Annotated in this window: 25 protein-coding genes and 1 pseudogene; 23 read left to right on the top strand and 3 right to left on the bottom strand. The window is 75.2% G+C overall.

What is annotated here, in order from left to right; genetic code table 11:
* Nucleotides 1-47 precede the first annotated feature (47 nt).
* The 16 genes and pseudogenes from pyrR (at nt 48) to ATJ88_RS09575 (ending at nt 18,505) form a co-directional block, all read left to right on the top strand.
* Entirely contained in the window at nt 48-662 is a 615-nt protein-coding gene (gene pyrR / locus ATJ88_RS09650; protein WP_098465250.1) for a bifunctional pyr operon transcriptional regulator/uracil phosphoribosyltransferase PyrR, read from the top strand.
* Nucleotides 659-1,648: an aspartate carbamoyltransferase catalytic subunit gene (locus ATJ88_RS09645; RefSeq protein ID WP_098463645.1), complete on the top strand. Its 990-nt coding sequence runs from the start codon at nt 659-661 to the stop codon at nt 1,646-1,648. The genes pyrR and ATJ88_RS09645 overlap by 4 nt, the downstream gene beginning before the upstream one ends.
* Entirely contained in the window at nt 1,645-2,961 is a 1,317-nt protein-coding gene (locus tag ATJ88_RS09640; RefSeq protein ID WP_098463644.1) for a dihydroorotase, read from the top strand. The genes ATJ88_RS09645 and ATJ88_RS09640 overlap by 4 nt, the downstream gene beginning before the upstream one ends.
* Complete coding sequence (locus ATJ88_RS09635) at nt 2,958-3,521, top strand: PH-like domain-containing protein (protein ID WP_098463643.1); 564 nt, start codon at nt 2,958-2,960, stop codon at nt 3,519-3,521. Before ATJ88_RS09640 ends, ATJ88_RS09635 begins: the two co-directional genes overlap by 4 nt.
* Nucleotides 3,518-4,798: a glutamine-hydrolyzing carbamoyl-phosphate synthase small subunit gene (carA, locus tag ATJ88_RS09630; protein ID WP_098463642.1), complete on the top strand. Its 1,281-nt coding sequence runs from the start codon at nt 3,518-3,520 to the stop codon at nt 4,796-4,798. The genes ATJ88_RS09635 and carA overlap by 4 nt, the downstream gene beginning before the upstream one ends.
* Nucleotides 4,798-8,163 carry a carbamoyl-phosphate synthase large subunit gene (gene carB, locus ATJ88_RS09625; protein WP_098463641.1) on the top strand — a complete coding sequence of 1,122 codons (3,366 nt, stop codon included), beginning with the start codon at nt 4,798-4,800 and terminating at the stop codon, nt 8,161-8,163. Before carA ends, carB begins: the two co-directional genes overlap by 1 nt.
* Nucleotides 8,160-9,038 (top strand): orotidine-5'-phosphate decarboxylase, encoded by an 879-nt coding sequence (pyrF, locus tag ATJ88_RS09620; RefSeq protein WP_281255247.1) that lies wholly within the window; start codon nt 8,160-8,162, stop codon nt 9,036-9,038. The genes carB and pyrF overlap by 4 nt, the downstream gene beginning before the upstream one ends.
* 175 nt (nt 9,039-9,213) lie before the next feature.
* The gene (gene mihF, locus ATJ88_RS09615) at nt 9,214-9,525 is read left to right on the top strand and encodes an integration host factor, actinobacterial type (protein ID WP_068204820.1); all 312 of its coding nucleotides are present in this window, start codon (nt 9,214-9,216) and stop codon (nt 9,523-9,525) included.
* Nucleotides 9,518-10,192 carry a guanylate kinase gene (gene gmk, locus ATJ88_RS09610; protein ID WP_098463640.1) on the top strand — a complete coding sequence of 225 codons (675 nt, stop codon included), beginning with the start codon at nt 9,518-9,520 and terminating at the stop codon, nt 10,190-10,192. Before mihF ends, gmk begins: the two co-directional genes overlap by 8 nt.
* A 94-nt stretch (nt 10,193-10,286) precedes the next feature.
* Nucleotides 10,287-10,550, top strand: a pseudogene (rpoZ, locus tag ATJ88_RS09605) (DNA-directed RNA polymerase subunit omega); the annotation flags it as partial.
* Nucleotides 10,551-10,656: 106 nt separating this feature from the next.
* Complete coding sequence (gene coaBC / locus ATJ88_RS09600; protein WP_098463638.1) at nt 10,657-11,886, top strand: bifunctional phosphopantothenoylcysteine decarboxylase/phosphopantothenate--cysteine ligase CoaBC; 1,230 nt, start codon at nt 10,657-10,659, stop codon at nt 11,884-11,886.
* Between the two features lie 75 nt (nt 11,887-11,961).
* On the top strand, nt 11,962-13,167 hold the full coding sequence (metK, locus tag ATJ88_RS09595) for a methionine adenosyltransferase (protein WP_098463637.1): 1,206 nt from the start codon (nt 11,962-11,964) through the stop codon (nt 13,165-13,167).
* A 43-nt stretch (nt 13,168-13,210) separates the two neighbouring features.
* Nucleotides 13,211-15,373 carry a primosomal protein N' family DNA-binding protein gene (locus ATJ88_RS09590; protein ID WP_098463636.1) on the top strand — a complete coding sequence of 721 codons (2,163 nt, stop codon included), beginning with the start codon at nt 13,211-13,213 and terminating at the stop codon, nt 15,371-15,373.
* Complete coding sequence (locus ATJ88_RS09585) at nt 15,373-16,002, top strand: HAD family hydrolase (RefSeq protein WP_098463635.1); 630 nt, start codon at nt 15,373-15,375, stop codon at nt 16,000-16,002. The genes ATJ88_RS09590 and ATJ88_RS09585 overlap by 1 nt, the downstream gene beginning before the upstream one ends.
* Before the next feature lie 59 nt (nt 16,003-16,061).
* The gene (fmt, locus tag ATJ88_RS09580) at nt 16,062-17,003 is read left to right on the top strand and encodes a methionyl-tRNA formyltransferase (protein WP_098463634.1); all 942 of its coding nucleotides are present in this window, start codon (nt 16,062-16,064) and stop codon (nt 17,001-17,003) included.
* A complete protein-coding gene (locus ATJ88_RS09575; protein WP_098463633.1) occupies nt 17,000-18,505 on the top strand; it encodes an RsmB/NOP family class I SAM-dependent RNA methyltransferase in 1,506 nt (501 codons plus the stop codon). Before fmt ends, ATJ88_RS09575 begins: the two co-directional genes overlap by 4 nt.
* Before the next feature lie 12 nt (nt 18,506-18,517).
* Here the strand turns inward: ATJ88_RS09575 and ATJ88_RS09570 are convergent, their stop codons facing one another.
* Nucleotides 18,518-19,333, bottom strand: a complete 816-nt coding sequence (locus ATJ88_RS09570; protein WP_098463632.1) for a hypothetical protein — start codon at nt 19,331-19,333, stop codon at nt 18,518-18,520.
* A 134-nt stretch (nt 19,334-19,467) separates the two neighbouring features.
* Between ATJ88_RS09570 and ATJ88_RS09565 the strand changes: the two genes are divergently transcribed.
* The gene (locus ATJ88_RS09565) at nt 19,468-19,716 is read left to right on the top strand and encodes a helix-turn-helix domain-containing protein (protein ID WP_098463631.1); all 249 of its coding nucleotides are present in this window, start codon (nt 19,468-19,470) and stop codon (nt 19,714-19,716) included.
* The gene (locus ATJ88_RS09560; protein ID WP_098463630.1) at nt 19,703-20,983 is read left to right on the top strand and encodes a type II toxin-antitoxin system HipA family toxin; all 1,281 of its coding nucleotides are present in this window, start codon (nt 19,703-19,705) and stop codon (nt 20,981-20,983) included. Before ATJ88_RS09565 ends, ATJ88_RS09560 begins: the two co-directional genes overlap by 14 nt.
* A gap of 154 nt (nt 20,984-21,137) precedes the next feature.
* On the opposite strand, the gene ATJ88_RS09555 is transcribed toward ATJ88_RS09560, so the two are convergent.
* A complete protein-coding gene (locus tag ATJ88_RS09555; protein WP_098463629.1) occupies nt 21,138-21,674 on the bottom strand; it encodes a GNAT family N-acetyltransferase in 537 nt (178 codons plus the stop codon).
* 40 nt (nt 21,675-21,714) lie between these two features.
* Here ATJ88_RS09555 and rpe point away from each other — a divergent pair, with 40 nt between their 5' ends.
* The 4 genes from rpe to ATJ88_RS09535 all read left to right on the top strand — a co-directional run bounded on the left by rpe (nt 21,715) and on the right by ATJ88_RS09535 (nt 24,179).
* Nucleotides 21,715-22,377 (top strand): ribulose-phosphate 3-epimerase, encoded by a 663-nt coding sequence (gene rpe, locus ATJ88_RS09550; RefSeq protein WP_098463628.1) that lies wholly within the window; start codon nt 21,715-21,717, stop codon nt 22,375-22,377.
* A gap of 158 nt (nt 22,378-22,535) precedes the next feature.
* Nucleotides 22,536-22,799, top strand: a complete 264-nt coding sequence (locus ATJ88_RS09545) for a phosphoribosyl-ATP diphosphatase (protein WP_098463627.1) — start codon at nt 22,536-22,538, stop codon at nt 22,797-22,799.
* Nucleotides 22,800-22,869: 70 nt separating this feature from the next.
* The gene (gene hisG, locus ATJ88_RS09540; protein ID WP_098463626.1) at nt 22,870-23,718 is read left to right on the top strand and encodes an ATP phosphoribosyltransferase; all 849 of its coding nucleotides are present in this window, start codon (nt 22,870-22,872) and stop codon (nt 23,716-23,718) included.
* Between the two features lie 2 nt (nt 23,719-23,720).
* A complete protein-coding gene (locus ATJ88_RS09535) occupies nt 23,721-24,179 on the top strand; it encodes a PH domain-containing protein (protein WP_245852300.1) in 459 nt (152 codons plus the stop codon).
* A gap of 103 nt (nt 24,180-24,282) precedes the next feature.
* On the opposite strand, the gene ATJ88_RS09530 is transcribed toward ATJ88_RS09535, so the two are convergent.
* Nucleotides 24,283-26,118, bottom strand: coding sequence for a DEAD/DEAH box helicase (locus ATJ88_RS09530; RefSeq protein ID WP_098463625.1), 1,836 nt, complete (start codon nt 26,116-26,118; stop codon nt 24,283-24,285).
* Between the two features lie 261 nt (nt 26,119-26,379).
* Between ATJ88_RS09530 and clsA the strand changes: the two genes are divergently transcribed.
* Nucleotides 26,380-26,982: a cardiolipin synthase ClsA gene (clsA, locus tag ATJ88_RS09525; protein ID WP_098463624.1), complete on the top strand. Its 603-nt coding sequence runs from the start codon at nt 26,380-26,382 to the stop codon at nt 26,980-26,982.
* Nucleotides 26,983-27,000 lie beyond the last annotated feature (18 nt).

Here is a 27,000-nt window from a genome sequence, read left to right as displayed (position 1 = left end):
CCGACACCCCTTTAATCCCGTCCCGTGAGGCGGCAAGGAGTCCTGTGGTGAACCCTGGCGAAGCCCTGCCCGCAGTGCAGCCCGATGCGCAGAGCGACGGCACGACCGTCCTCGGTGCGAGCGACGTCGCTCGCGCCCTCACCCGGATCGCCCACGAGATCGTCGAGCGTGCCAAGGGCACCGACGACGTGGTCCTGCTGGGCATCCCCACCCGTGGCGTCACCCTGGCCCGCCGTCTCGCGACGCGCCTGGCCCAGATCGACCCCACCTTCGACGCGGCCGCCCGCACGGGCGAGCTCGACGTGACCATGTACCGCGACGACCTGCGACGCCACCCGACGCGTTCCGTGGGCGTCACCCGGCTGCCCGACGTCGGCATCGAGGGCCGCACCGTGGTGCTCGTCGACGACGTCCTGTACTCGGGCCGCACGATCCGCGCGGCGCTCGACGCGCTGGGCGACCTCGGTCGTCCGCGCGCCGTGCGCCTGGCCTGCCTGGTGGACCGCGGCCACCGCGAGCTGCCGATCCGGCCGGACTTCGTCGGCAAGAACCTGCCCACGGCCACGAGCGAGCGGGTCCGGGTCCGCCTGGCCGAGGTCGACGACGTCGACGACGCCGTGGTGATCTCCGGGCGCACCGACGACCAGGGGGCGACCCGATGAAGCACCTGCTGTCCACCGCCGACCTGTCCAAGGACGAGGCGGTCCTCCTGCTGGACACGGCCGCGCAGATGGCGGCGACGCAGTCGCGGGAGATCAAGAAGCTCCCGACGCTGCGCGGCCGCACCGTGGTCAACCTGTTCTTCGAGGACTCCACGCGCACCCGCATCTCGTTCGAGGCGGCGGCCAAGCGGCTGTCGGCGGACGTCATCAACTTCTCCGCCAAGGGCTCCAGCGTGTCCAAGGGGGAGTCGCTCAAGGACACCGCGCTGACGCTGCACGCGATGGGCGCCGACGCGGTCGTCGTGCGGCACTGGGCCTCGGGCGCGCCGTACCAGCTCGCGCACGGCGGCTGGCTGGACGCCGCGGTCCTCAACGCGGGCGACGGCACGCACATGCACCCCACCCAGGCGCTGCTGGACGCGTTCACGATCCGCCGTCACCTGGTGGGTCTGCGCGGCGGAGCCGGGCAGGGTGTCGGGGCGGACCTGGCGGGCCTGCGGGTCGTCATCGTCGGCGACGTCCTGCACTCGCGCGTGGCGCGCGCCAACGTCGCGCTGCTGCACACGCTCGGCGCCGAGGTCACGCTGGTCGCGCCGCCGACCCTCGTGCCGGTGGGGGTGGAGACGTGGCCGTGCCACGTGTCGTACTCGCTGGACGAGACGATCGACCAGGTCCGGCCCGACGCCGTCATGATGCTGCGCGTGCAGCGCGAGCGGATGTCCGGCGGGGCGGGCGCGTTCTTCCCCAGCCCGCGCGAGTACACCCGCTACTACGGACTCGACGCGCGACGCCTGGCCCGGCTGCCCGAGCACGCGATCGTCATGCACCCCGGTCCGATGAACCGCGGCCTGGAGATCTCCGCCGAGGCGGCGGACTCCGACCGCGCCGTGATCGTCGAGCAGGTCGCCAACGGCGTCGCCGTGCGGATGGCCGCCCTCTACCTGCTGATGGCCGGGGACACCTCGGCGGAAGGGAACACCCCGTGAGCACCATCTACGTCCTGCGCGAGGTCCGTCCGCTCGGCGGCGAGCCCGTCGACGTCGTCCTGCGCGACGGTGTCGTCGCCGAGATCGCGGCCCCCGGCACCGCCGCCACGGACGGCGCGACGGTGGTCGAGGCCGCCGGGCACGTCCTGCTGCCCGGCCTGGTCGACCTGCACACCCACCTGCGCGAGCCCGGCCGCGAGGACGCCGAGACGGTCGAGTCCGGCACCCGCGCCGCCGCCGCCGGCGGGTTCACCGCCGTGCACGCCATGGCCAACACCTCGCCCGTGGCGGACACCGCCGGCGTCGTGGAGCAGGTGTGGCGGCTCGGCCAGGAGTCCGGCTGGGTCGACGTCCACCCCGTCGGGGCGGTCACCGTGGGCCTGGACGGCGAGCGTCTCGCCGAGCTCGGCGCCATGGCCGACTCCGCCGCCCGCGTGCGCGTCTTCTCCGACGACGGCCGGTGCGTGCACGACCCCGTCCTCATGCGGCGCGCGCTGGAGTACGTCAAGGCGTTCGACGGCGTCGTCGCCCAGCACGCCCAGGAGCCCCGCCTCACCGAGGGCGCCCAGATGAACGAGGGCGTCGTGTCCGCGGCGATCGGCCTCACCGGCTGGCCCGCGGTCGCCGAGGAGGCGATCATCGCCCGCGACGTGCTGCTCGCCGAGCACGTCGGCTCCCGCCTGCACGTGTGCCACCTGTCGACGGCCGGGTCGGTCGAGATCGTGCGCTGGGCCAAGGCGCGCGGCATCGACGTCACCGCGGAGGTCACCCCGCACCACCTCATCCTCACCGACGAGCTGGCGCGCACCTACGACGCCACCTACAAGGTGAACCCGCCGCTGCGCACCGCGGCGGACGTCGAGGCGGTCCGCGCGGGCCTGGCGGACGGCACGATCGACATCGTCGCGACCGACCACGCGCCGCACGCGCGCGAGGACAAGGACTGCGAGTGGCCGGCGGCCGCGTTCGGCATGACCGGGCTCGAGACCGCCCTGTCCGTCGTGCAGGCCACCATGGTCGACTCCGGCCGCCTCACCTGGGCGGACGTGGCGCGCGTGATGTCCGCCAACCCGGCCCGCATCGGCCGGGTCGAGGCGCAGCACGGCCGCCCCATCGAGGTCGGGGAGCCCGCCAACCTCACGCTCGTCGACCCGGCCGCGCGCCGCACCGTCGTCGGCGCCGAGCAGGTCACCGCCAGCGCGAACACGCCGTTCGCCGGCCACGAGCTGCCGGGCCGCGTCGTGGCGACGTTCCTGCGCGGGCGCGCCACCGTCCTGGACGGCGCCCCGGTCGAGGCGGTGGACGCCCGGTGAACCTCCCGCTGCCCGTCGCCGTGGGGATCTGGGTGGTCCTCGGCGTCGTCCTGCTGCTGGCCGTCCTGACGGGGCGCCGCCGGATCGCGTCCCGCTCCCGGCACGTCGTGTCCGCCCCGCCCGGCCCCCCGCTGGTCGACGGCGCGCTCGGTGACACCCTCCTCGGGCCCCTGGACTGCGTGTACGTGTCCAGCACGCTGCACGGCGACTGGCTCGCCCGCGTCGGCGCCCACGGCCTCGGCGACCGCGCCCAGGCCGAGGTCACCGTCTACGCCGGCGGCGTCGTCGTCGACCGGGACGGCACCGGGCCCCTGTTCGTGCCCGCCGACGCCCTGCGCGGCGTCGGCACCGCCCCCGGCATGGCCGGCAAGTTCGTCGGCCGCGACGGGCTCGCCGTCATCACCTGGCAGGTCCCGGACCCGGCAGGCCCCGACGCCACCGCCGAGCCGACCGTCCTCGACACCGGCCTGCGCCTGCGCCACCACGCCGACACGGCCCGCGTCCTCGACGCCCTCCGCCCCCTCCTCCCGTCCACGCCGACCGCGAAGGATCCGCAGTGAGCACCACCACCAGCACCGAACCGGCGGTCCTCGTCCTCGAGGACGGCACCGTCGCCCGCGGCCACGCCTACGGCGCCCGCGGCGTCACCCTCGGCGAGATCGTCTTCAACACCGGCATGACCGGCTACCAGGAGACCCTCACCGACCCGTCCTACCACCGGCAGATCGTCGTCATGACGGCCCCCCACGTCGGCAACACGGGCATCAACGCCGACGACCCCGAGTCGGGCCGCATCTGGGTCGCGGGCTACGTGCTGCGCGACCCCGCGCGCCGCATGTCGTCCTGGCGCGCCACCGGCACGCTCGAGGACGACCTCGCCGCGCAGGACGTCGTCGGCATCTCCGGCGTCGACACCCGCCACCTGACCCGTCACCTGCGCGAGCTCGGCGTCATGCGCGCCGGCATCTTCTCCGGCGAGGCCCTGGTCGAGGGCGGCGTCGAGCGCGACGTCGCCGACCTGGTCGCCGAGGTGAAGGGCGCCCCCGCGATGGCCGGCGCCGACCTCGCCCGCGAGGTCTCCACCACCGAGCCGTACACCGTCGAGCCCGCCGGCGAGTTCGCCGGCGCCGAGCCCGTCGCGACCGTCGTCGCCGTCGACCTCGGCATCAAGGCCATGACGCCGGCCCGCCTCGCCGAGCGTGGCGTCCGCGTCCACGTGGTCCCGCAGTCCACGACCATCGACGACGTCACCGCCCTGCTGCCGACCGACGCCCCCGCCGGCGTGTTCTTCTCCAACGGCCCCGGCGACCCGTCCGCCGCGACCGCCGAGGTCGAGCTGCTGCGCGAGGTCCTCGACCGCCGCATCCCGTTCTTCGGCATCTGCTTCGGCAACCAGCTGCTCGGCCGCGCGCTCGGCTACGGCACCTACAAGCTCGGGTACGGCCACCGCGGCATCAACCAGCCCGTCATGGACCGCACCACGGGCAAGGTGGAGGTCACCGCGCACAACCACGGGTTCGCCGTCGACGCCCCCGTGGACGCCGTGAGCACCGCGCCGCACGACGCCGCGCGCACCGACGACGCCGCCTACGGCCGCGTCATCGTGTCCCACGTCGGCCTCAACGACCGCGTGGTCGAGGGCCTCACCGCGCTCGACGTCCCCGCGTTCTCCGTGCAGTACCACCCGGAGGCCGCGGCCGGACCCCACGACAGCACCTACCTGTTCGACCGCTTCGTCGAGCTCATGACCACCCGCCGGCCCGTCACCGTGCCGGACGCCGCCCTCGCCGCGCTCGGCGAGCAGGCCGCCGCCCCCGCCGGCTCGAAGGAGAACTGATGCCCCGCCGTTCCGACCTCTCCTCCGTCCTGGTCATCGGGTCCGGCCCGATCGTCATCGGCCAGGCGTGCGAGTTCGACTACTCCGGCACGCAGGCCTGCCGCGTGCTCAAGGAGGAGGGCCTGCGCGTCATCCTCGTCAACTCCAACCCGGCCACGATCATGACCGACCCGGAGTTCGCCGACGCCACCTACGTCGAGCCGATCACCACCGAGGTCCTCACCACGATCATCGCCAAGGAGCGCCCCGACGCGCTCCTGCCGACCCTCGGCGGGCAGACGGCCCTCAACGCCGCCATCGCCCTCGACGAGGCCGGCGTCCTGGCCGAGTACGGCGTCGAGCTCATCGGCGCGAACATCCCCGCCATCCAGAAGGGCGAGGACCGCCAGCAGTTCAAGGACGTCGTGGCCAAGTGCGGCGGCGAGTCCGCCCGCTCCGTCATCGTCCACACGATCGACGAGGCGCTCGCGGCCGTCGACCAGCTCGGCTACCCGATGGTCGTGCGCCCGTCCTTCACGATGGGCGGCCTCGGCTCCGGCTTCGCCTACGACGAGACGGACCTGCGCCGCATCGTCGGCCAGGGCCTGCACTACTCGCCGACCACCGAGGTGCTCCTGGAGGAGTCCATCCTCGGCTGGAAGGAGTACGAGCTGGAGCTCATGCGCGACCGCAACGACAACGTGGTGGTCGTCTGCTCCATCGAGAACGTCGACCCGGTGGGCGTGCACACCGGCGACTCGGTGACGGTCGCCCCGGCGATGACGCTCACCGACCGCGAGTACCAGAAGCTGCGCGACATCGGCATCGCGGTCATCCGCGAGGTCGGCGTCGACACCGGCGGCTGCAACATCCAGTTCGCCGTCGACCCGGACACGGGCCGCGTCATCGTCATCGAGATGAACCCGCGCGTGTCGCGCTCCTCGGCGCTGGCGTCGAAGGCGACCGGCTTCCCGATCGCGAAGATCGCCGCGAAGCTCGCCGTCGGCTACACCCTCGACGAGATCCCGAACGACATCACGCAGGTCACCCCGGCGAGCTTCGAGCCGACGCTCGACTACGTCGTGGTCAAGGTGCCGCGGTTCGCGTTCGAGAAGTTCCCGGCCGCGGACGGCACGCTGACCACCACGATGAAGTCCGTCGGCGAGGCCATGGCGCTGGGCCGCAACTTCACCGAGGCGCTCGGCAAGGCGCTGCGCAGCATCGACAAGTCCGGCGTGACGTTCCACTGGGACGGCGACGCCCCGGCCGGTGCCGAGCTCGACGCGCTGCTCGCCGAGATCGTCCGCCCCACGGAGTACCGGATGGTGGGCGTGCAGCAGGCGCTGCGCGCGGTCGTCGCCGGGCACGCCACGCTGGAGCAGGTGTTCGACGCGACGAAGATCGACCCGTGGTTCCTCGACCAGATCCTGCTGATGAACGAGGTCGCCGAGGAGGTCCGCTCCGCCGACGCCCTCAGCGCCGACCTGCTGCGCCTGGCCAAGCGGCACGGGCTGTCCGACGTCCAGGTCGCGGCCCTGCGCGGCATGGGTGCGGGCGGCGAGGCGGCCGTGCGCGAGGCGCGTCACGCCCTCGGGGTGCGCCCGGTGTTCAAGACGGTCGACACGTGCGCCGCGGAGTTCGCGGCCCGCACGCCGTACCACTACTCGTCCTACGACACCGAGACCGAGGTGGCGCCGCGCGAGCGGGAGGCGATCATCATCCTCGGCTCGGGCCCGAACCGCATCGGCCAGGGCATCGAGTTCGACTACTCGTGCGTGCACGCGGCGCTCACCCTCAAGGACCGCTACGAGACGGTCATGGTGAACTGCAACCCGGAGACGGTCTCGACCGACTACGACACCTCCGACCGCCTGTACTTCGAGCCGCTGACCTTCGAGGACGTCCTCGAGGTGTACCAGGCCGAGCTCGCCGCCGGCCCCGTCAAGGGGATCATCGTCACCCTCGGCGGCCAGACGCCGCTGTCGCTCGCGCAGCGCCTCGCCGACGCGGGCCTGCCGATCCTCGGCACGTCGCCGGAGGCGATCGACGCCGCCGAGGACCGCGGCGTGTTCGGCCAGGTGCTGGAGGACGCCGGGCTCCCGGCGCCCGCGTTCGGCACGGCCCGCTCGCTGAGCCAGGCCACGGAGGTCGCCGAGCGCATCGGCTACCCGGTGCTCGTGCGCCCCTCCTACGTGCTGGGCGGCCGGGGCATGGAGATCGTCTACTCCTCCGAGCAGCTCACCGGCTACGTCGAGCGAGCGCTGGAGGCGGCGGCCGCCGCGGCCGTGTCGCACCGCGCGCCGGGCACGCTGCCCGCGCCGCTGCTCATCGACCGCTTCCTCGACGACGCGATGGAGATCGACGTCGACGCGCTCTACGACGGCACCGAGCTGTTCCTCGGCGGCGTCATGGAGCACATCGAGGAGGCCGGCATCCACTCCGGCGACTCCGCCTGCGTGCTGCCCCCGGTGTCGCTGAGCGAGGCCGAGATCGAGCGGATCCGTCGCTCGACCGAGGCGATCGCGAAGGGCGTGGGGGTGCGGGGCCTGCTCAACGTCCAGTACGCCCTCGTGTCCGACGTGCTGTACGTCCTGGAGGCGAACCCGCGCGCCTCGCGCACGGTGCCGTTCGTGTCCAAGGCCACCGGCACGTCGCTGGCCAAGGCCGCGGCCCGCGTCATGGCGGGCGAGTCGATCGCCGAGCTGCGGGCGGCCGGCGTGCTGCCCGCCGAGGGCGACGGCGGCACGCTCGACCTGGGCGCCCCGCTGGCGGTCAAGGAGGCCGTGCTGCCCTTCAAGCGGTTCCGCACCGCGGAGGGCCTCGTGGTCGACACCGTGCTCGGGCCGGAGATGCGCTCCACGGGCGAGGTCATGGGCTTCGACAAGGACTTCCCGCACGCCTTCGCCAAGTCGCAGGCGGCGGCGTTCGGCGGCCTGCCGACCTCGGGCACGGTCTTCGTCTCCGTCGCGGACCGGGACAAGCGCTCCATCGTCTTCCCGGTGAAGCGGCTCGCGGACCTCGGCTTCGAGGTGCTGGCCACCGCCGGCACCGCGCAGGTGCTGGCCCGCAACGGCATCACGGCCCGCGCGGTGCGCAAGTACTCGCAGGGCCCGTCGGCCGACGGCGAGCCCACGATCGTGGATCTCATCACCGCCGGCGAGGTCGACCTGGTGGTCAACTCCCCGTCGGGCCAGGGTGCGCGCGCCGACGGCTACGAGATCCGTGCCGCCACGACCGCCGCGGACAAGCCGATCGTCACCACGGTGGACCAGCTCGCCGCGGCGGTGCAGGGCATCGAGGCGGTGCTCGGCGGGCCGTTCGAGGTCGCCAGCCTCCAGGAGCACACCGCGGCCACGGTCGCGCGCCGCGCGGCGGTGGCGTCGTGACGACGGCGTCCGCCCCGGCGGAGGTCGTCCCGTTCGGGGCGCGCCTCGCCGCCGCGATGGACGACCACGGTCCGCTCTGCGTCGGCATCGACCCGCACGCGTCGCTGCTCGCCGCGTGGGGCCTGGACGACTCCGTGGCGGGGCTGCGCGAGTTCTCGCTGCGGGTCGTCGAGGCGCTGGGCGGCCGGGTGGCCGCGGTCAAGCCGCAGGCGGCGTTCTTCGAGCGGCACGGCTCCGCGGGCCTGGCGGTCCTGGAGGAGGTGATCGCCGCGGCGCGCGCCGCGGGGACCCTCTCGATCGTCGACGCCAAGCGCGGCGACATCGGCTCCACCATGGCCGGCTACGCGGACGCGTTCCTCGCGGACGGCTCCCCGCTCGCCGGGGACGCCGTGACGCTCTCGCCGTACCTCGGCTTCGGGTCGCTGGCCCCGGCGCTGGAGCGGGCGACCGCCACCGGCCGCGGCGTGTTCGTGCTGTGCCTCACCTCCAACCCGGAGGGCCACGAGGTGCAGCACGCCGTCGGCGCGGCCGGCACCAGCGTCGCCGCGTCGGTGGCCGCGCAGGCCGCGGCCCTCAACGCGGGCGCCGACCCCCTGGGCTCGGTCGGCCTCGTGGTCGGCGCGACCGTCGGGGACGCCGCCCGCGCCACGGGCACGGACCTGACGGCCGTCAACGGCCCGCTCCTGGCGCCGGGCGTCGGCGCCCAGGGAGCGGGGGAGCGCGAGCTGTCGGCCGTGTTCGGCGCGGCCCGCGGCCAGGTGCTCGCGTCCTCCTCGCGGGGGGTGCTGGGCGCCGGTCCCACCGCCGACGACCTGCGGCGGGCCGCCGCGTCCGCGGCCGCCGAGGTCCGGGCCGCGCTGCGTCCCGCCGGCTGACCGGGCGTCCCCGACCGGGCGTGGTTCGCCCGGTTGGGGACGTTCGGTCCCGAATGTCGCGGCCGGGGCCGTGCGGATTTGCCCGCAGGGGGCCCCAGCGATTGCCGCTGCCGCAGGTCGTGGCTACTTTCGAGTGAGCAGTGCAACTGTCGGTCCGACGAAGTAGGTGACTTGCGTGGCCCTTCCTCCTCTCACCCCGGAACAGCGTGCGGCGGCTCTCGAGAAGGCTGCCGAGGCGCGTCGGGTGCGCGCCGAGATCAAGAACCGCCTGAAGTACTCCCAGGGGTCGCTCAAGGAGGTGATCGAGGAGGGCAGGACGGACGACGTCGTGGGCAAGCTCAAGGTCGTCTCCCTGCTCGAGTCGCTCCCCGGAGTCGGTAAGGTGAAGGCCCGGGCGATCATGGAAGAGATCGGGATCGCCGAGACCCGCCGCGTCCGTGGCCTGGGACCGCACCAGGCGTCGGCGCTCATCGAGAGGTTTGGCTGAGATTTCCGCTTCACCCGCCGGCGTTCCGGCTGATCACGACCACCCGGGCACCGCGCGGCTGACCGTCCTCGCCGGGCCGACCGCCGTCGGCAAGGGCACGGTGTCCGCGGACATCCGGGCCCGCTACCCGCAGGTGTGGCTGTCGGTGTCGGCGACGACGCGACCCGCCCGGCCCGGCGAGGTGCACGGTGTGCACTACCTGTTCGTCACGCCCGAGGAGTTCGACCGCATGGTCGCGGACGGCGAGATGCTCGAGTGGGCGGTCGTGCACGGCCGGCACCGCTACGGCACGCCGCGCGGGCCCGTCGTGGAGCACCTCGCCGCCGGCCGCCCCACGCTGCTGGAGATCGACCTGCAGGGCGCCCGGCAGGTGCGCGAGGCGGTCGCACGCAGCGGCCTGGACGCGCAGTTCGTGTTCCTCGCCCCGCCGAGCTTCGACGAGCTCGTGCGCCGCCTGGTCGGTCGTGGCACCGAGGACGCCGAGGAGCGCGAGCGCCGGCTGGCGACCGCACGCGTGGAGATGGCGGCGGAGGCCGAGTTCGACGTCACGATCGTCAACGACGACGTGACGCGCGCCACCGACGCGCTGGCCCGCCTGCTGGGCGCGGACCCCGGACCGGGCGCAGAGACGGGCGCCACGTCGCCGACCTCGCAGGTCGCCGGCTGAGGACGGGTAGACTGTCCGTTCGAAACCCCATGACTTCCCGGTGGCCGGGGCACGACCCGCGGCCACCGGTCCCCACGTCTGCTTGGAGGCAGTGATGGCCGGAACCACCCCGCAGCCCATCGGTATCACCGACCCGCCGATCGACGACCTGCTCTCGCGCAGCGAGTCGAAGTACGGCCTCGTGCTCTACGCGGCGAAGCGCGCCCGCCAGATCAACGCGTACTACGCCCAGCTCAACGAGGGCCTCCTGGAGAACGTCGGCCCGCTGGTCGAGACCCGCAACCAGGAGAAGCCGCTGTCGATCGCGATGCGCGAGATCAACGCCGGCCTGCTCACGGCGCAGCCCGCCGCCGAGCCCGTCGACGTCCCGTTCGCGCTCGGCGCGGACCAGGTCGCCGGCGAGGAGCCGTCGGCGTCCGCGCACGTCGTCGGCGACGAGATCGTCTGACGCACCCCGCCGCCGCATGAGGATCCTGCTGGGAGTCAGCGGCGGCATCGCCGCGTACAAGGCCGTGCTGCTGCTGCGGCTGCTGCGCGAGCAGGGGCACGCCGTGCGCGTCGTGCCCACGGCGTCCGCGCTGCGGTTCGTCGGCGCCCCGACGTTCGAGGCCCTGTCCGGCGAGCCCGTGACGGCCGAGGTGTTCGAGGACGTCGACAAGGTCCAGCACGTGGCGCTCGGCCAGGGCGCGGACCTCGTGGTCGTGGCGCCCGCGACGGCGGACCTCCTGGCGCGCGCGGCGGCCGGCCGCGCGGACGACCTGCTGACCTCGACGCTGCTGACGGCCCGCTGCCCCGTGGTGATGGCCCCGGCCATGCACACCGAGATGTGGGAGCACCCGGCGACGCGCGCGAACGTCGCGACGCTGCGGGCGCGCGGCGTGGTGGTGGTCGACCCGGCGAGCGGTCGCCTGACGGGCGCGGACACCGGCCCGGGTCGGCTGCCCGAGCCGGAGGAGATCGCCCGGGTCGCGCTGGCGGCCGCGGAACGTCGTCGGGCGTCGACCGCGGACCTCGCGGGCCGGCACGTCGTGGTGTCGGCGGGCGGCACGCGTGAGCCGATCGATCCCGTGCGGTTCATCGGCAACCGGTCCAGCGGCCGGCAGGGCGTGGCCCTCGCGGCCGCGGCGCTGGCACGGGGCGCCCGGGTGACGCTGGTCGCGGCGAACCTCGCGGACGACCTGCTGGCGCCCCTGCGCCGCGCCGGGGCCGACGTGGTCGAGGTGTCGAGCACGGCGGAGCTGCGGTCCGCGGTGCGCGGCGCCGCCACGACGGCGGACGTCGTGGTGATGGCGGCGGCCGTGGCGGACTTCCGGCCCGCGACGGCGCCCGGGGCGAAGATCAAGAAGGTCGCCGGCCGCGCGCCGGCCCCGATCGAGCTCGTCGAGAACCCGGACGTCCTGGCCGAGCTGGCGACGGACCGGCTCCGCGCGGGGCAGGTCGTGGTCGGGTTCGCCGCGGAGACGGGCGACGACGACGGCACGGTGCTGGAGCACGGCCGGGCCAAGGCCCGTCGCAAGGGCGCGGACCTGCTCGTGGTGAACGCCGTGGGGCACGCGCTGGGCTTCGGCACCGCGGACAACGACGTGACGATCGTCGACGGTGCGGGGGAGACGGTGGCCGTGGCCGCGGGGTCGAAGCGCGAGGTCGCGGACGCCGTGTGGGACGCCGTGAGCAGCATCTCGTCCACCATCTGAGACAATCTCGGATGGTGGGCGAATTTCGGGACCGACGGGTCCCGTCGCGGGGGTTCGCGCCGTAGGCTGGCCCGCATGACCCACGCCCTGCGCCTGTTCACCTCCGAGTCCGTCACCGAGGGACACCCGGACAAGGTGTGCGACCAGATCTCGGACGCGATCCTCGACGCCCTCCTCGCCCAGGACCCGGCCTCGCGCGTCGCCGTCGAGACGATGGTGACGACCGGTCTGGTGCACGTGGCCGGCGAGGTCACGACCTCCGCGTACGTGGAGATCCCGCAGATCGTCCGCGAGGTCGTGCGGGGGATCGGCTACACGTCGTCGACCATCGGGTTCGACGGCGACTCGTGCGGCGTGTCCGTGTCGATCGGCGCGCAGTCGCCCGACATCGCGCAGGGCGTCGACGAGGCCCTGGAGCGCCGCACGGACGCCTCCGACGTCGACCCGCTGGACGCCCAGGGCGCCGGCGACCAGGGTCTGATGTTCGGGTACGCGACCGACGAGACGCCCTCCCTCATGCCGCTGCCGATCTTCCTCGCGCACCGGCTGGCCGAGCGGCTCGCGGAGGTGCGCCGCACCGGCGAGGTGCTCGGGCTGCGCCCCGACGGCAAGACGCAGGTCACGGTCGGCTACGACGGCGACCGCCCGGTCCGCCTCGACACCGTGGTGCTGTCCACCCAGCACGACGCCGACGTCGAGCAGGACAAGCTGCTGGTCAACGTCAGCGACCACGTCATCGACCCGGTCGTGGCGCAGGTCGCCGCGGAGTGCGGGCTGGACGTCGCCGACGCGCGCGTCATCGTCAACCCGACCGGCAAGTTCGTCGTCGGCGGCCCGCAGGGCGACGCCGGGCTGACGGGCCGCAAGATCATCGTCGACACGTACGGCGGGATGGCCCGCCACGGCGGCGGCGCGTTCTCCGGCAAGGACCCCTCGAAGGTGGACCGCTCGGCGGCGTACGCGATGCGCTGGGTCGCGAAGAACGTGGTCGCGGCGGGCCTGGCGCGCCGCTGCGAGGTGCAGGTGGCGTACGCGATCGGCAAGGCGCACCCGGTGGGCCTGTACGTCGAGACGTTCGGCACCGCGCAGGTCGACCCGGCCCGCATCGAGGCCGCGATCCGCGACGTGTTCGACCTGCGCCCGGCCGCGATCATCCGCGACCTGGACCTGCTGCGGCCGGTGTACGCCGCGACGGCCGCCTACGGGCACTTCGGCCGCGACGTCGAGGGCTTCACCTGGGAGCGCACGGACCGCGTGGAGGCGCTGCGCGCCGCCGTGTGACCGCGGCGCGACCTGCGTCGGCGGTCCGTGGTTGCATAGCCCCGTGACCTCCCGTGACGAGCCCGAGCAGCCCGCGCTGCTCGGGCTCGACGACGTCGGGGCGCCCCGGCGGCGCCGTCCCGCGGGCCCCGTGCCCGTCGCCGAGGTCGACCCGGTGGCCCGGGTGGTGCTCGACCTGCAGCCCGCGCACCTGGACCGTGAGTACGACTACCTGGTGCCCGCGCCGATGGCGCACGCCGCGGTGCCGGGGGTGCGGGTGCGGGCCCGGTTCGGCCCGCAGGAGGTCGGCGGGTTCGTCGTGGCGCGGCTCGCGGAGTCGGACCACGACGGTCGCCTGCAGCCCCTGCGCCGCGTGGTGTCGCCCGACCCGGTGCTGACCGCGCCGGTGCTGGAGCTGGCCCGCCGGGTGGCGGAGCGGTGCGCGGGCACCGTGGCGGACGTGCTGCGCCTGGCGGTGCCGCCGCGGCACGCCCGCGTCGAGGGCGAGGTGCTCGCCGGGCTCGCCGCGGGCGCGGACCTGCCCACCGCCGGCACGGAGGACGCCACGGGCGACGGCGACGACGGTGCCGCCCTCGTCGGTCCGCCCGTCCCCCCGCAGCCCGCCGGGGACGGCTTCGCGGCCGTCTGGGCGCCGTACCGGGGCGGGGAGGCGTTCTGCCGCCGGGTCCTGGCCGGCGAGGCTCCACGGGCCGTGTGGACCCCTCTGCCGGGCCTGCACGCCGCGCCGGGGTCGGACGTGGCGCGCGTGCCGCACTGGGCGGCTGCCGTGGCGCAGGCGGTGCGGGCCACGGTGGTCGGGGGCCGGCGGGCGCTCGTGGTCGTGCCCGACGCCCGCGACGTCGCCCTGCTCGCGGACGCGGTCGAGGCCGCCGGGGTGGCGGACGTGGTGCGCCTGCAGGCCGACGACGGTCCCGCGCCCCGCTACCGGGCGTTCCTGCGGGCGCGGCACGGGCTGGCGTCGGTCGTGGTGGGTACCCGGGCGGCCGTGTGGGCGCCGGTGCCCGCCCTCGGCCTGGTGGTGCTGTGGGGCGACGGGGAGGAGATCCTCGCCGAGCCGCACGCCCCCTACCCGCACGCCCGGGACGTCCTGGCGCTGCGCAGCGAGCTCGAGGGTGCCGCGCTGCTCGTGGCGTCCCCGGGCCGCACCGTGCAGGCCCAGGCCCTCGTCGCGCGCGGGTGGGCCCACGAGATCGCGGCGCCCCGCGACGTGCTGCGCGCCCGCTCGCCGCGGGTGCGCGCCCTGACGTCGGTCGAGCTCGCCCGGGAGGGCGCCGGGGCGGGGGCGCGACTGCCGTCGGCCGCGTGGCGCGCCGCGAAGGACGCGCTCGCCCACGGTCCGGTGCTCGTCCAGGTGCCGCGCGCCGGGTACGTCCCCACGGTCGCGTGCGGGCGCTGCCGCACCGCCGCCCGCTGCACCGCCTGCCACGGTCCCCTCGGCATGGCGCGGCACGGCAGCGCCCCCCAGTGCACGTGGTGCGGGCGCCTGGCCGCGGGCTGGCAGTGCCCCGAGTGCGGCGACACCCGCCTGCGCGCCGTGCGCGTCGGGTCCGAGCGCACCGCCGAGGAGCTGGGCCGCGCCTTCAGCGGCGTGCCCGTGAAGGTGTCCGCCTCCACCGCGCCCGGCGGGGTCCTCGACCACGTGCCCGCCCGCCCCGCCATCGTGGTCGCCACCCCCGGCGCCGAGCCCGTCGCGGACGACGGCTACGTCGCCGCCCTGCTGCTGGACGCCGCCGTGTCGACCGCCGGCACCGCCCTGACCACCGCCACGGACGCCGCGCACCGCTGGCTCGCCGCCGCCGCCCTCGTCCGGCCCGACGGGCAGGTCCTCCTCGTCGGGGACGCCGCCCCCGCCCCCACGGCCGCCCTCGTGCGCGCCGACCCCGCGGGCCTGGCCGACCGCGAGCTCGCCGAACGCCGCGAGCTCGACCTGCCGCCCGCCGTCCGCGTCGCCGCCGTCACCGGGGACCCCGACGCCGTGCGCGCCGTCGTCGGACGCCTCGACCTGCCGCCCGACGCCGTGCTCGGCCCCGTCCCCGTGCCCGACGACGCCGCCCGCCTCGACGAGCAGGTCCGCGTCGTCGCCCGCGTCCCGCTCACCGACGGCCTCGACCTCGCCCGGCGCCTGCGCGCCTCCCTCGCCGTCCGCTCCGCCCGCCGCGAGGGCGGGCGCGTCCGCGTCCAGCTCGACCCCCCGGAGATGCTCTGATGACCGGTCCCGCCGCCCGCCGGGTCGACGCCGTCGTGCTCGACCTCGGCAACGTCCTCGTGCGCTGGCACCCCGACGGCGCGTTCACCGGCGTCGAGGCCACCGAGCTCGCCGCCTGGAAGGACGAGGTCGACTTCGCCGCGTTCAACCACGCCCAGGACGCCGGACGCACCTGGGCCGACGCCGTCGCCCACCTCGAGGCCACCGCACCCCACCTCGCCCCCCTGGCGGCCCGCTACGTCCGCGAGTACGCCGGCACCCTCGCCGGCCCCGTCCCCGGCAGCCACCAGCTCGTCACCGAGCTCCGCGCCGCCGGGGTGCCCGTGTACGGGCTCACCAACTGGGCCGCCGACACCTACCACCACGCCGAGCCCGCCGCCCCCGCCATCGGCCTCCTGCTCGACGTCCTCGTCTCCGGCCGCGAGGGCCTCGCCAAGCCCGACCCCGCGATCTTCCGCCTCGCCGCCGCGCGCTTCGCCCTCGACCCCGCCCGCACCGTGTTCGTCGACGACGTCGAGGCCAACGTCACGGGCGCCCGCACCGCCGGGTTCCACGGCGTGGTGTTCACCGGCACCCCCGCCCTGCGCACGGCGCTCGCAGAGCTCGGGCTGCCCGTCGCACGCCCCTGACCTCCCCGGCGAGCACCCGCCGCCCGGGGAGCGGCGGCCCCGCGGCCTAGACTTGCCCGGTGCGTCTCCTCTTCGCCGGAACCCCCGAACCCGCCGTGCCCGCCCTGCGGGCGCTCCTCGCCTCCGACCACGAGGTCGTCGCCGTCCTCACCCGCGCCGACGCCCCCGCCGGGCGCGGCCGCCGCCTCGTGCCCAGCCCCGTACGCGTCGCCGCCGAGGAGGCCGGGATCCCCGTGCTCACCGACGTCCCGCGCGGCGAGGAGTTCGTCGCCCGCCTGCGCGACCTCGACGTCGACGCCGCACCCGTCGTCGCCTACGGCCACCTCCTGCGCCCCGAGGTCCTCGCCGTGCCCCGCCTCGGCTGGGTGAACCTGCACTTCTCCGTCCTGCCCGCCTGGCGCGGCGCCGCCCCCGTGCAGCACGCCGTCCTCGCCGGGGACGAGGTCACCGGCGCCACCACGTTCCTCCTCGACGAGGGCATGGACACCGGCCCGGTGCTCGGCACCACCACCGAGACCATCCGCCCCCGCGACACCACCGGCGACCTCCTGGGCCGGCTCGCCGACTCCGGCGCCCACCTGCTCGTCGCCACCCTCGACGCCCTCGCCACCGGAGACCTCGCGCCCGCCCCGCAGAGCCCCGAGGGCGCCTCCTACGCCCCCAAGATCACCCGCGACGACGCCCTCGTGCGCTGGGACGACCCGGCGCTCGCGGTCGACCGCCGCGTCCGCGCCGTCACCCCCGCCCCCGGCGCCTGGACCACCCTGCCCGACGGCGCCCGCCTCGGCCTCGGCCCCGTCGCCCCCCGCCCCGACGTCACCGACCTCGCCCCCGGCGTCCTGCGCGCCGGCAAGCAGGAGGTGCTCGTCGGCACCGCCACCCACGCCGTCGCCCTCGGCGACGTCCAGCCCGTCGGCAAGAAGCCCATGGCCGCCGCCGACTGGGCCCGCGGCGCAGGACGCACCGTCGTGGAGACCGGCCGACTGGGGGAGACCCGATGAGCGACGACCGCCGCGACGACCGGGGCCGCCAGCGCGGCGCCGCCCGCTCCCAGGGCCGCGGCCACCGCAGCGGCCAGGCGCCCTCGCAGCGCAGCCGCCGCACCGACCCCGCCCGCACCGCCGCGTTCGACGTGCTGCGCGAGGTCGACGCGTCCGACGCCTACGCCAACCTCGTCCTGCCGCCCCTGCTGCGCGAGCGCGGCCTGACGGGCCGCGACGCCGCGTTCGCCACCGAGGTCTGCTACGGCACCCTGCGCCTGCGCGGCCGCTACGACGCCATCCTCGCCGCCTGCGTCGACCGGCCCCTCGACCGCCTCGACCCCGACGTCCTCGACGTGCTGCGTCTGGGCGCCCACCAGCTCCTCGGCATGCGCGTGCCCGCTCACGCCGCCGTCTCCGAGACCGTCGGCCTCGCCCGCGACCGCGTGGGCGCCGGCCCCGCCCAGATGGTCAACGCCGTCCTGCGCAAGGTCGGCCGCACCACCCTCGCCGAGTGGCTCGACCGCCTGCGCGACGACGCCCCCGACCAGGTGACCGCGCTGGCGACCGTCGGCTCCCACCCCGTGTGGATCACCCGCGCCCTGCGCGAGGCCCTGCACGGCAACGGCCGCGATGCCGGCGAGGTCGCCGACCTCCTCGAGGCCGACAACACCGCTCCCCGCGTGACCCTGGTCGCCCGCCCCGGCCTCGTCGACCCGGCGGCGCTCGCGGACGGCTCCGACGCCCGCCTCGAGGCCGGACGCCTCGCCCCGTCCGCGCGGGTCCTCGCCTCCGGCGCCGACCCCGCCGCCCTGCCCGCGGTCGCCGACGGTCGTGGGGGCGTGCAGGACGAGGGCTCCCAGCTCGTCACCCTGGCTCTGGCCGCCGTGCCCCTCGACGGCCCGGACGCCCGCTGGCTCGACCTGTGCGCCGGCCCCGGTGGCAAGGCCGCGCTCCTCGGTGCGCTCGCCGCGCAGCGTGACGCCACCCTGGTGGCCAACGAGGTGCAGCCGCACCGGGCCCGCCTCGTGCGCCGGGGCGTGCGCGCCCTGCCCGACGGCGTCGTCGACGTCCGCACCGGCGACGGTCGCGCGGTGGGTGACGACGAGCCGGGTCTCTACGACCGCGTCCTGGTGGACGCGCCCTGCACCGGCCTCGGCGCCCTGCGCCGCCGCCCCGAGTCCCGCTGGCGGCGCACCCCTGCCGACCTCGGCACCCTCACCGGCCTGCAGGCCGAGCTCCTGGCCTCCGCGCTCGACGCCGTCCGCCCCGGGGGAGTGGTGGCGTACGTGACGTGCTCCCCGCACCTGGCGGAGACCCGGCACGTCGTCGACGACGTCCTGCGTCGCCGCGACGACGTCGAGCGGCTCGACGCCCGCGCCGCCGTGCGCGACGTCCTCGTCCCCGGGGCGTCGATCGACCTGGGTGCCGACGACGGGGGAGCCCACGGCCTCGACGTCCAGCTCTGGCCGCACGTCCACGGCACCGACGCCATGCACCTCACCCTGCTGCGCCGCCGCTGACCCCCCTCCCCGTCACCCACCGCCCCGGCGGCGCTGCACCAGGCCGGTCAGCGCCGCCGGGACCAGCAGGCACGTCGTCACCGCCCCCGCACCGGCCGCGACGACCGCCGACCGCTCCAGCAGGCCCCACACCCCCGCACCGGACTGGGCGGCCCGTGACGGATCGCCCGGGTCCACGACCACGTCGATCTCCCCGCCACGCCGCGGGAACCCGTCCCAGGACGTCAGCGTCACCCGCTCGTACCCCGCGACGTCCACCGTGAGCCGTCCGTCGGTCCACCGTCCCCAGTCGACCGAGACGACCGTCGCCCGCGCCTCCACCCCGGACGACGCCAGCACGCGCCCCCGCTCCCACGTCCCGACCACGAGGCCGACCGCCACGACCGTCACCACCACGGGGAGCACGACGCACGACGCCACCGTGCGCCCGACGGGTCCGGTGCGCCCGGTACGGACCACCAGGCCGCGCAGCACGGCCGGAGGGACGACCCACCGGCCACGTGCGCGCAGCACCCGCACCGCAGGGACCGCCAGCGGCCAGGCGTGCAGGACGACCACGTCGCCCGCCGCGACGAGGAGGATCTTCGCGTCCACCAGGGGATCGTTCCCGGCGACGGCCCAGCCCGGGTGCACGACGTGCTCGACCGACCACCAGCCCAGGACGGCCGTGAAGCACACCACGGCGACGAGGAACGTCCACAGGTCCCGCGTGGAGGCACGCTCCATCGCGGAACGCCGGGCCCGCCACCCACCGGTCGGCGGCCCGACCAGGACGTCCTGGCCCGGCATCGTCGCTCCGCCGGGGCGACGCTCGGTCGGTCGACCCACCTGTCCTCCTCGTTCCGGTGGGCGGCACCCTGGCGCCGCAGATCGGACCGCATGCCAGGTTTTGCTGGCACGATCCCCGCTGTCGGGATATGCTGACAGGCGACCGTGCAAGGAAAACCTGACACCGGAGCACCATGACCACGCCCGACCGCTGGACCCACGCACGCAGCCCCCGCGACCTCGGACGCTTCGTCGCCCAGGCCCGCCGCCGCCACGGACTCAGCCAGACGGCGCTCGCGGACGAGCTCGGCCTGACCCGCCAGTACGTCTCCGAGGTCGAGGGCGGCGACGGAAACCTCTACATCAACCGCCTCTTCGAGATCTTCGACGAGCTCGACATCGAGGTGCGCCTGCGCGAGCGGAGCGCCGATGCTGACGCCTGAGCTCGACGCCTGGCTGTACGGCAGCCGGGTCGCCCGGTTCACCGCGCGCGACGTCGGCCGCGCCGCCCCCCGGGTCGAGCTCGCGTGGGACCCCGACGCCGTCGCGCGGTGGGGGTACGGCGCCCGTGTGCTCTCCCACCTGCTGCCCATGGACCCCGACGGTGCCCCGCCGCCGGCGCGCGTCACGGCCTGGCTGGACGGGCTCATGCCCGAGGGACGGGTCCGTGACCACATGGCGATGGACGCCGGCGTCGACCCGGAGGACGTCGTCGGCTTCTTCGGCGCGTACGGGGGCGACACCGTCGGCGCGCTCCAGTTCGTCCCCGTGGGTACCCGACCCCGCACCGGCACCGACGTCGCGCGCCCTCTCGACGACGCCGACGTCGCCGCGCTCCTGCGCGCGAGCGTCGCGCGAGCCGGAGGGCAGGGACGCAGCCAGCACCTCACCAGCTCCCTGCCGGGCATGGAGCCGAAGATCGGCCTCGTCCGCACCGGAGAAGCCTGGTTCAAGGCGGCCCCGGACCAGCCCACGACCCACATCCTCAAGGTCGCCCGCGCCGCGGACTCGCCCACGGCCGACCTCGTCGACACCGAGGCCGCGGCCCTCGACCTCGCCCGACGTGTCGGCCTCACCTCGATCGACGCCCACGTCGAGACGTTCGACGACATGCGGTGCATCGTCGTGTCCCGGTACGACCGGGTCCCCGACGAGGCCGCTCCGGGGGGCCTGCGCCGCGTCCACCAGGAGGACGGTGCCCAGGCGCTCGGCATCAACACCCGCGACCCGGAGCGCAAGTTCCAGCACGGGCGGGCCATCCCCTCGCTCGCCGCGATCGCGCAGGTGCTGCGCGACGACGGCGCCCGCCCGGACCCGCTGCTGGCGCTGACGGCCCTCAACCTCGCCGTCGGGAACACCGACGCGCACGCCAAGAACGTCTCGCTCCTGCGCCGCGAGAACGGCACGGTCGCCCTCGCCCCGGCCTACGACGTCTCGATGCACCTGCACCACGACCACGCGTCGCGCGTGTTCGCGATGGACGTGGCGGGCGAGCGGGACATGGACGCGCTCACCGGCGCCGACCTCGTCGCCGAGGGCGTCTCGTGGGGCCTGCCGCGACGGCGCGCCCTCCGGGTCGTGGACTCCACCCTCGACGCCCTGCGGGGTGCGCTCGGCGAGATCGACCGCGCCGCGCACCCCGGCGTGCCGCCCGAGGCGTGGCGCACCGTCGAGGAGCGCACGGACGCCCTCCGGGCCTCGCTCGACTGACACCAGCAGCCGCCGGGCCCCGCAGAGCAGCCCGGGGCCTTCGCAGGGCGCCCCGGAGCCACCGGGTCCGAGGGCTCCGGGCGCGCGCGGACGCGTCTGCGGGGCCCGTGGACCCCTCGGGCGACGTGGCCCGGCCCTGACGGGCGGGCGGCGATCAGTGGAGCGTGCGCTGCATGAGGACCGTGCTCACCCACCGGCCGCGCTTGAACCCGACGTCCTGGAGCGTCCCGGCGGGGGCGAACCCGAACCGGCGGTGCAGGGGGATGGACCCCGCGGCGGCCGGGTCGTCCGCGATGACGGCGACGACCTGCCGGACCCCCGCCGCCGTGCAGGCGTCCAGGAGCGCGGACAGCAGGCGGGTGCCGACACCGCGCCCCTGGGCCTCGGGCGCGAGGTAGATCGTGTCCTCCACCGTGTGCCGGTAGGCGGCCTTGGGGCGCCACGGCGACGCGTAGGCGTACCCGACGACCTCTCCGTCGAGCTCGGCGACGAGGAACGGCAGGCCGCGTGTCCGGGCGTCGGCCAGGCGGGCGTCCCACTGCTCGGCGGTCGGCGGCTCCTCGTCGAACGTCACGGCGGTGGTGCGGACGTACGGGGCGAAGATCGCCGCGACGATGGTGAGGTCGTCCGGGGTGGCGGCGCGGACCCGGGGGCGGGCGCCGCCCGGCGCGGGGGAGGGGGCGGTGGTCACACCGCGGGAGCCTAGCGTCCGGGCGTCCTAGGCTGGGCGCATGCCTGCGCTGATCAACCCGAGCATCCTGTCGGCCGACTTCGCGAACCTCGAGCGCGACCTGCACGCCATCTCGACCGCGGACTACGCCCACGTCGACGTCATGGACAACCACTTCGTGCCGAACCTGACGCTGGGGCTGCCGGTGTTCGAGCGCCTCGTGCAGGTGTCGCCGGTGCCGGTGGACGGCCACCTGATGATCGCTGACCCGGACCGGTGGGCCCCGGCGTACGCGGAGGCGGGTGCGGCGTCCGTGACGTTCCACGCGGAGGCGGCGCAGGCTCCCGTGCGGCTCGCGCGCGAGCTGCGCCGGCTGGGCGCCCGCGCGGGGCTGGCGCTGCGGCCGGCGACGCCCGTGGAGCCGTTCCTGGACCTGCTGGGCGAGGTCGACATGATCCTGGTGATGACGGTGGAGCCGGGCTTCGGTGGGCAGTCGTTCATCGACGGGACGCTGCCGAAGATCCGTCGGGTGCGCCGTGCGGTGAGCGAGGCGGGGCTCGACGTCCACGTCCAGGTCGACGGGGGAGTGTCCCGGGAGACGATCGAGCGGGCCGCGGAGGCGGGGGCGAACGTGTTCGTGGCGGGTTCGGCCGTCTACGGGGCGGAGAGCGTGCCGGCCGAGATCGCGGTCCTGCGGGACATGGCGTCGGCGCACGTGCACTGAGCGGCCGCCGCGGTCGTCGGGTCGGGCGGGGGAGCACCTCGCCCGACCTTCTCTCCCGGTAGAAATAGTGTGCCAAGCGCATCGGAAACCCTGTGACGTGCGTCCCGCACACCGGACCAGCCCAGACCCGGGGAGGTCGACCCGTCTAGGGTGGTGGGGTGAAGACCTTCGACTCCCTGTTCGCCGAGCTCTCCGAGAAGGCCGTGACCCGACCCGCCGGGTCCGGGACCGTCGCCGAGCTGGACGCCGGCGTCCATGCGATCGGCAAGAAGATCGTCGAGGAGGCCGCCGAGGTGTGGATGGCCGCCGAGCACGAGACGGACGCGGCCGCCGCCGAGGAGATCTCCCAGCTCCTGTACCACCTGCAGGTGCTGATGCTGGCCAAGGGCCTCACCCTGGAGGACGTGTACGCGCATCTGTGAGCGTCCGGCACCGCTGCCGCGACGCGCACGGCCCGCACGTCCCGCCCACCGAACGAAGAGGTTGCCCGAGATGCTCCGCATCGCCGTCCCCAACAAGGGATCCCTGTCCGCCCCCGCCACCGACATGCTCCGCGAGGCGGGCTACCGCCAGCGCCGCGACACCCGCGAGCTGGTCCTGACCGACGCCGACAACGGCGTCGAGTTCTTCTTCCTGCGCCCCCGCGACGTCGCCGTCTACGTCGGCGCGGGCACCGTCGACGTCGGCATCACCGGCCGCGACCTGCTCCTCGACTCCGGTGCCGACGCCGTCGAGCACCTCGGCCTCGGTTTCGCCGGGTCGACGTTCCGGTTCGCCGCGCCGGCCGGGACCGTGACCGACGTCGCGCAGATCGCCGGCAGGCGGGTCGCGTCCTCGTACACCACCCTCGTCGCGTCCCACCTCGCGGCGCAGGGTGTCGAGCCGGCCGCCATCGTCCACCTCGACGGTGCGGTGGAGAGCTCGGTGCAGCTCGGGGTCGCGGACGTCATCGCGGACGTCGTGGAGACCGGCACGACGCTCCGCGCCGCCGGTCTCGAGGTGTTCGGCGAGCCGATCCTGCGCTCGGAGGCCGTCCTCATCCGGCGGGCAGGGAACGCCGTCCCCGACGGGCTGGAGATCCTCACGCGCCGGCTCCAGGGTGTGCTCACCGCCCGCGAGTACGTGCTCATGGACTACGACGTGCCGATCGAGCTGGTGGACGCCGCCGTGGCCGTGACGCCCGGCTTCGAGTCGCCCACCGTCTCCCCGCTGCACAACGGGCAGTCCGCCGCGGTGCGGTCGATGGTGCGCCGGTCGGAGACGAACCGCGTCATGGACGCCCTCTACGACGTCGGCGCGCGCGGCATCATCGTCACGTCGATCCACGCCTGCCGCCTCTGACCGTGGCCACCACCGGCGAGGACCCGCGGTTCCGCGTCTTCCGTCCGTGGTGGACGCAGGTCGCCGTCGTGGTCACCGGGACGGTCGCGGTCGGGGGGAGCCTCGCGATCGCGGTCCTCGTGCCGGACGGGGTGCTGCTCGACGCGGGGACGCGGGGTGCCTTCGTCGTCTTCGCCCTGGGCGCGCTGTGGCTGCTGTGGCGGCTCGGCGGGGTGCACGCACGGCCGGACCGGGACGGTCTGACCGTGCGCAACGTCGTCCGGACGCGTCGCGTCGAGTGGCCGGAGATCGTCGAGGTGCGCCTCGAGCGTGACGACTCCTGGGTGATCCTCGACCTCGCGGACGGCGGCACGCTGGCGGTCATGGCGATCCAGCGCGCCGACGGCGAGCGCGGCATGGCACAGGCCCGCCGGCTGCGCGGCCTCGTGCGCGAGCTCGGCGAGGCGCCCGACCCGTCCTGAGGGGGGCGCGGGACGTACGAAGGACGCCCCGCAGGTCACATGACCTGCGGGGCGTCCTTCGTGCTGTCCGGGCCGAGGCCGCGCGGCCCCGGCCGGGGCGGGCTCAGTACTGGCGGGCCGGGCGACGCTCGGGACGCTCGGTGCGGGGCGCCCGGCGCTCCGGCGCGCCCTTGTCGAGGGCGATGCGCAGCTGGCGGCCCGCGACGTTGGCGCGGCCGAGCCGGTGCATCTGGTTGTCGTCCAGCGGCGTCGTGATGTCGACCAGCGAGAAGTTGCCGAAGATGTCGATCTTGCCGATGTCGGCGCCGCGCAGGCCGCCCTCGTTCGTCAGCGCGCCGACGATGCCGCGGGGCTGGGCGCCGTGCGTGTGGCCCACGGAGATGCGGTACCGCGTGCCCTCGGCGGGACGGCGGATGCCGCGGCCACGGTCGTCACGACGGTCGTCGCGGCCACGCTCGGAGCGCGGGTGGCGCCCGGTGCGGTCGCCGTCGCGGTCCACGCGCTCGGCGCGGTGCGTCTCCCGGGTGCGGCCGCCCTTGACCTCGGCACGCTCCTTCTCGTGCTCCTCCTGCGCGGCACGGTGCTGCGGGCCGTCGTCGCCGACCGCGAGCGCCAGGAGGGCTGCGGCGACCTGGAGGGGGTCGGTGCCGGTGGCGCCGTCCTCGGTGGTGGCGAGCTGTGCGGTGAGGAGCTCGGTGTAGAGGTCGAGGCGACCGGCCTCGACGCGGGCGGGGACGGTGCCGAGGAGCGTCTGGGCGCGGTGCGCGGAGACGTCGCGGGGCGAGGGGATCTCGACCTCGGTGAGGCGGGCGCGGATGGTGCGCTCGATGTGCTTGAGCTTGCCGCGTTCCTGGGGCGTGACGAAGGAGAGGGCGCGGCCGGAGCGTCCGGCGCGGCCGGTGCGGCCGATGCGGTGGACGTAGGCCTCGGCCTCGCGGGGAATGTCGAAGTTGACGACGAGGCCGATGCGCTCGACGTCGAGGCCGCGAGCGGCGACGTCGGTGGCGACGAGGACGTCGAGGGCGCCGGAGCGGAGGCGCTCGACGATCTTCTCGCGTTCCTTCTGGGCGACGTCGCCGGAGATGGTGGCGGCGGAGACGCCGCGCTCGACGAGGGCGGAGCCGACCTCCTCGGCGGCGGCGCGGGTGCGGGTGAAGACGATGGTGGCGTCGGCGTCGGAGGTGGCGAGGACGCGCAGGAGGGAGCCGACCTTGTGGCGGAACGGGACGACGGCGTAGGTCTGCTCGACGTTCTCGGTGGTGGTCGACTGGGGGGCGATGCTGATCTGCACCGGGTCGGTGAGGTGGGTGTCGGCGACGGCGCGGATGGCGGGGGGCATGGTCGCGGAGAAGAGGGCGACCTGTCGGCGCTCGGGGGCCTGGCCGAAGATGGTCTCGACGTCCTCGGCGAAGCCCATGCGGAGCATCTCGTCGGCCTCGTCGAGGACGAGGACCTTGACCTGGTCGAGGACGAGGGCGCCGCGCTCCATGTGGTCCATGACGCGGCCGGGGGTGCCGACGACGACGTGGACGCCGTCGCGCAGGGCGTACTGCTGGGGCTGGTAGGGGGAGCCGCCGTAGACGGGCAGGACGCGGACGCCGGGCAGGTGGGACGCGAAGGTGGAGATGGCGTCGGCGACCTGGAGGGCGAGCTCGCGGGTGGGGGTCAGGACGAGTGCCTGGACGTGGCCGCGGGCGACGGGGGCGTCGGCGTCGACGGCGGCGAGCAGGGGGATGCCGAAGGCGGCGGTCTTGCCGGTGCCGGTCTGGGCGACGCCGGTGATGTCGCGGCCGGCGAGGAGCGGCGGGATGGCCTGCGCCTGGATGGGGGAGGGGGTGGTGAAGCCGAGGTCGTCGACGGCGGCCTGCAGTGCTGCGGGCAGGGCGAGGTCGCTGAAGGTCGGCTGGGTCTCGGTGGGCATGGTGGTGTCGTTGCTCATCGCGTGGGTGACCGTTTCGTCGGTGGTGTGGGGAGTCCTGCGTCGCCGAGGCGAGGCGGTCGCTGGGTCCCGTACACACACAACGGCCCGGTTTCTGTGACCGGGGAACTGGGAACACGCGGGAGGACGACGAACTCCGAGGGGATCGCCCCATCCTACGCGGCTCCGGTGGCGGGCGGCAGGGTGGGGGTCGGTGAGTTTGCCCACTGACGCACGGTGGTGCCGGTCCTGCGTAGGATGTCGGCGCAGGCTCCGGGGTCGATGCAGGTGGTGAGGGTGCAAGCAGCGAGACAGGCGGGATCGGCGGTGTGGACCGTGCCGAACGCCGTGAGCATGGTGCGGCTGGCGCTCGTACCGGTGTTCGCGGTCCTCATCGTGTCCGGGCAGGACGTGTGGGCGCTGGTGGTGCTCGCGGTGTCCGGGGTGAGCGACTGGTTGGACGGGTTCCTGGCGCGACGGTGGGACCAGGTGACGAAGCTGGGGCAGATGCTGGACCCGGTGGCGGACCGGTTGTTCATCCTGGTGACGCTGGTGGGTCTGGCGTGGCGTGACCTGGTGCCGTGGTGGGTGGTGGTGGCGGTGCTGGCGCGTGACCTGATGCTGACGTGCCTGGTGCCGGTACTGGCGCGGCGCGGGTACGGGCCGTTGCCGGTGTCGTTCGTGGGCAAGGCGGCGACGTTCGCGCTGCTGTACGCGTTCCCGCTGCTGCTCCTGGCGGGTTCGCCGGGTGTGGTGGGCGACGTGGCGGTGGTGCTGGGCTGGGCGTTCACGTGGTGGGGGATCGGCCTGTACTGGTGGGCGGGTCTGCAGTACGTGGCGCGTACGCGTGAGCTGGTGCGTGACGGCGCGGGGGCGGGCTCGTGACGGCGCCGGCGCGGCGGC

The organism is Isoptericola jiangsuensis (assembly GCF_002563715.1).
Taxonomy (GTDB): Bacteria; Actinomycetota; Actinomycetes; order Actinomycetales; family Cellulomonadaceae; genus Isoptericola; species Isoptericola jiangsuensis.
This window is presented reverse-complemented; position numbering and strand designations above follow the sequence as displayed.

Bases quoted from the DNA above. Each gene is read 5' to 3' on its own strand.
- coaBC (WP_098463638.1), top strand. From the start codon at position 10,657: ATGAGGATCCTGCTGGGAGTCAGCGGCGGCATCGCCGCGTACAAGGCC.
- metK (WP_098463637.1), top strand. From the start codon at position 11,962: ATGACCCACGCCCTGCGCCTGTTCACCTCCGAGTCCGTCACCGAGGGA.
- ATJ88_RS09565 (WP_098463631.1), top strand. From the start codon at position 19,468: ATGACCACGCCCGACCGCTGGACCCACGCACGCAGCCCCCGCGACCTC.
- ATJ88_RS09560 (WP_098463630.1), top strand. From the start codon at position 19,703: ATGCTGACGCCTGAGCTCGACGCCTGGCTGTACGGCAGCCGGGTCGCC.
- hisG (WP_098463626.1), top strand. From the start codon at position 22,870: ATGCTCCGCATCGCCGTCCCCAACAAGGGATCCCTGTCCGCCCCCGCC.
- ATJ88_RS09645 (WP_098463645.1), top strand. From the start codon at position 659: ATGAAGCACCTGCTGTCCACCGCCGACCTGTCCAAGGACGAGGCGGTC.
- ATJ88_RS09530 (WP_098463625.1), bottom strand. From the start codon at position 26,118: ATGAGCAACGACACCACCATGCCCACCGAGACCCAGCCGACCTTCAGC.
- rpe (WP_098463628.1), top strand. From the start codon at position 21,715: ATGCCTGCGCTGATCAACCCGAGCATCCTGTCGGCCGACTTCGCGAAC.
- ATJ88_RS09585 (WP_098463635.1), top strand. From the start codon at position 15,373: ATGACCGGTCCCGCCGCCCGCCGGGTCGACGCCGTCGTGCTCGACCTC.
- clsA (WP_098463624.1), top strand. From the start codon at position 26,380: ATGCAGGTGGTGAGGGTGCAAGCAGCGAGACAGGCGGGATCGGCGGTG.
- ATJ88_RS09575 (WP_098463633.1), top strand. From the start codon at position 17,000: ATGAGCGACGACCGCCGCGACGACCGGGGCCGCCAGCGCGGCGCCGCC.
- carB (WP_098463641.1), top strand. From the start codon at position 4,798: ATGCCCCGCCGTTCCGACCTCTCCTCCGTCCTGGTCATCGGGTCCGGC.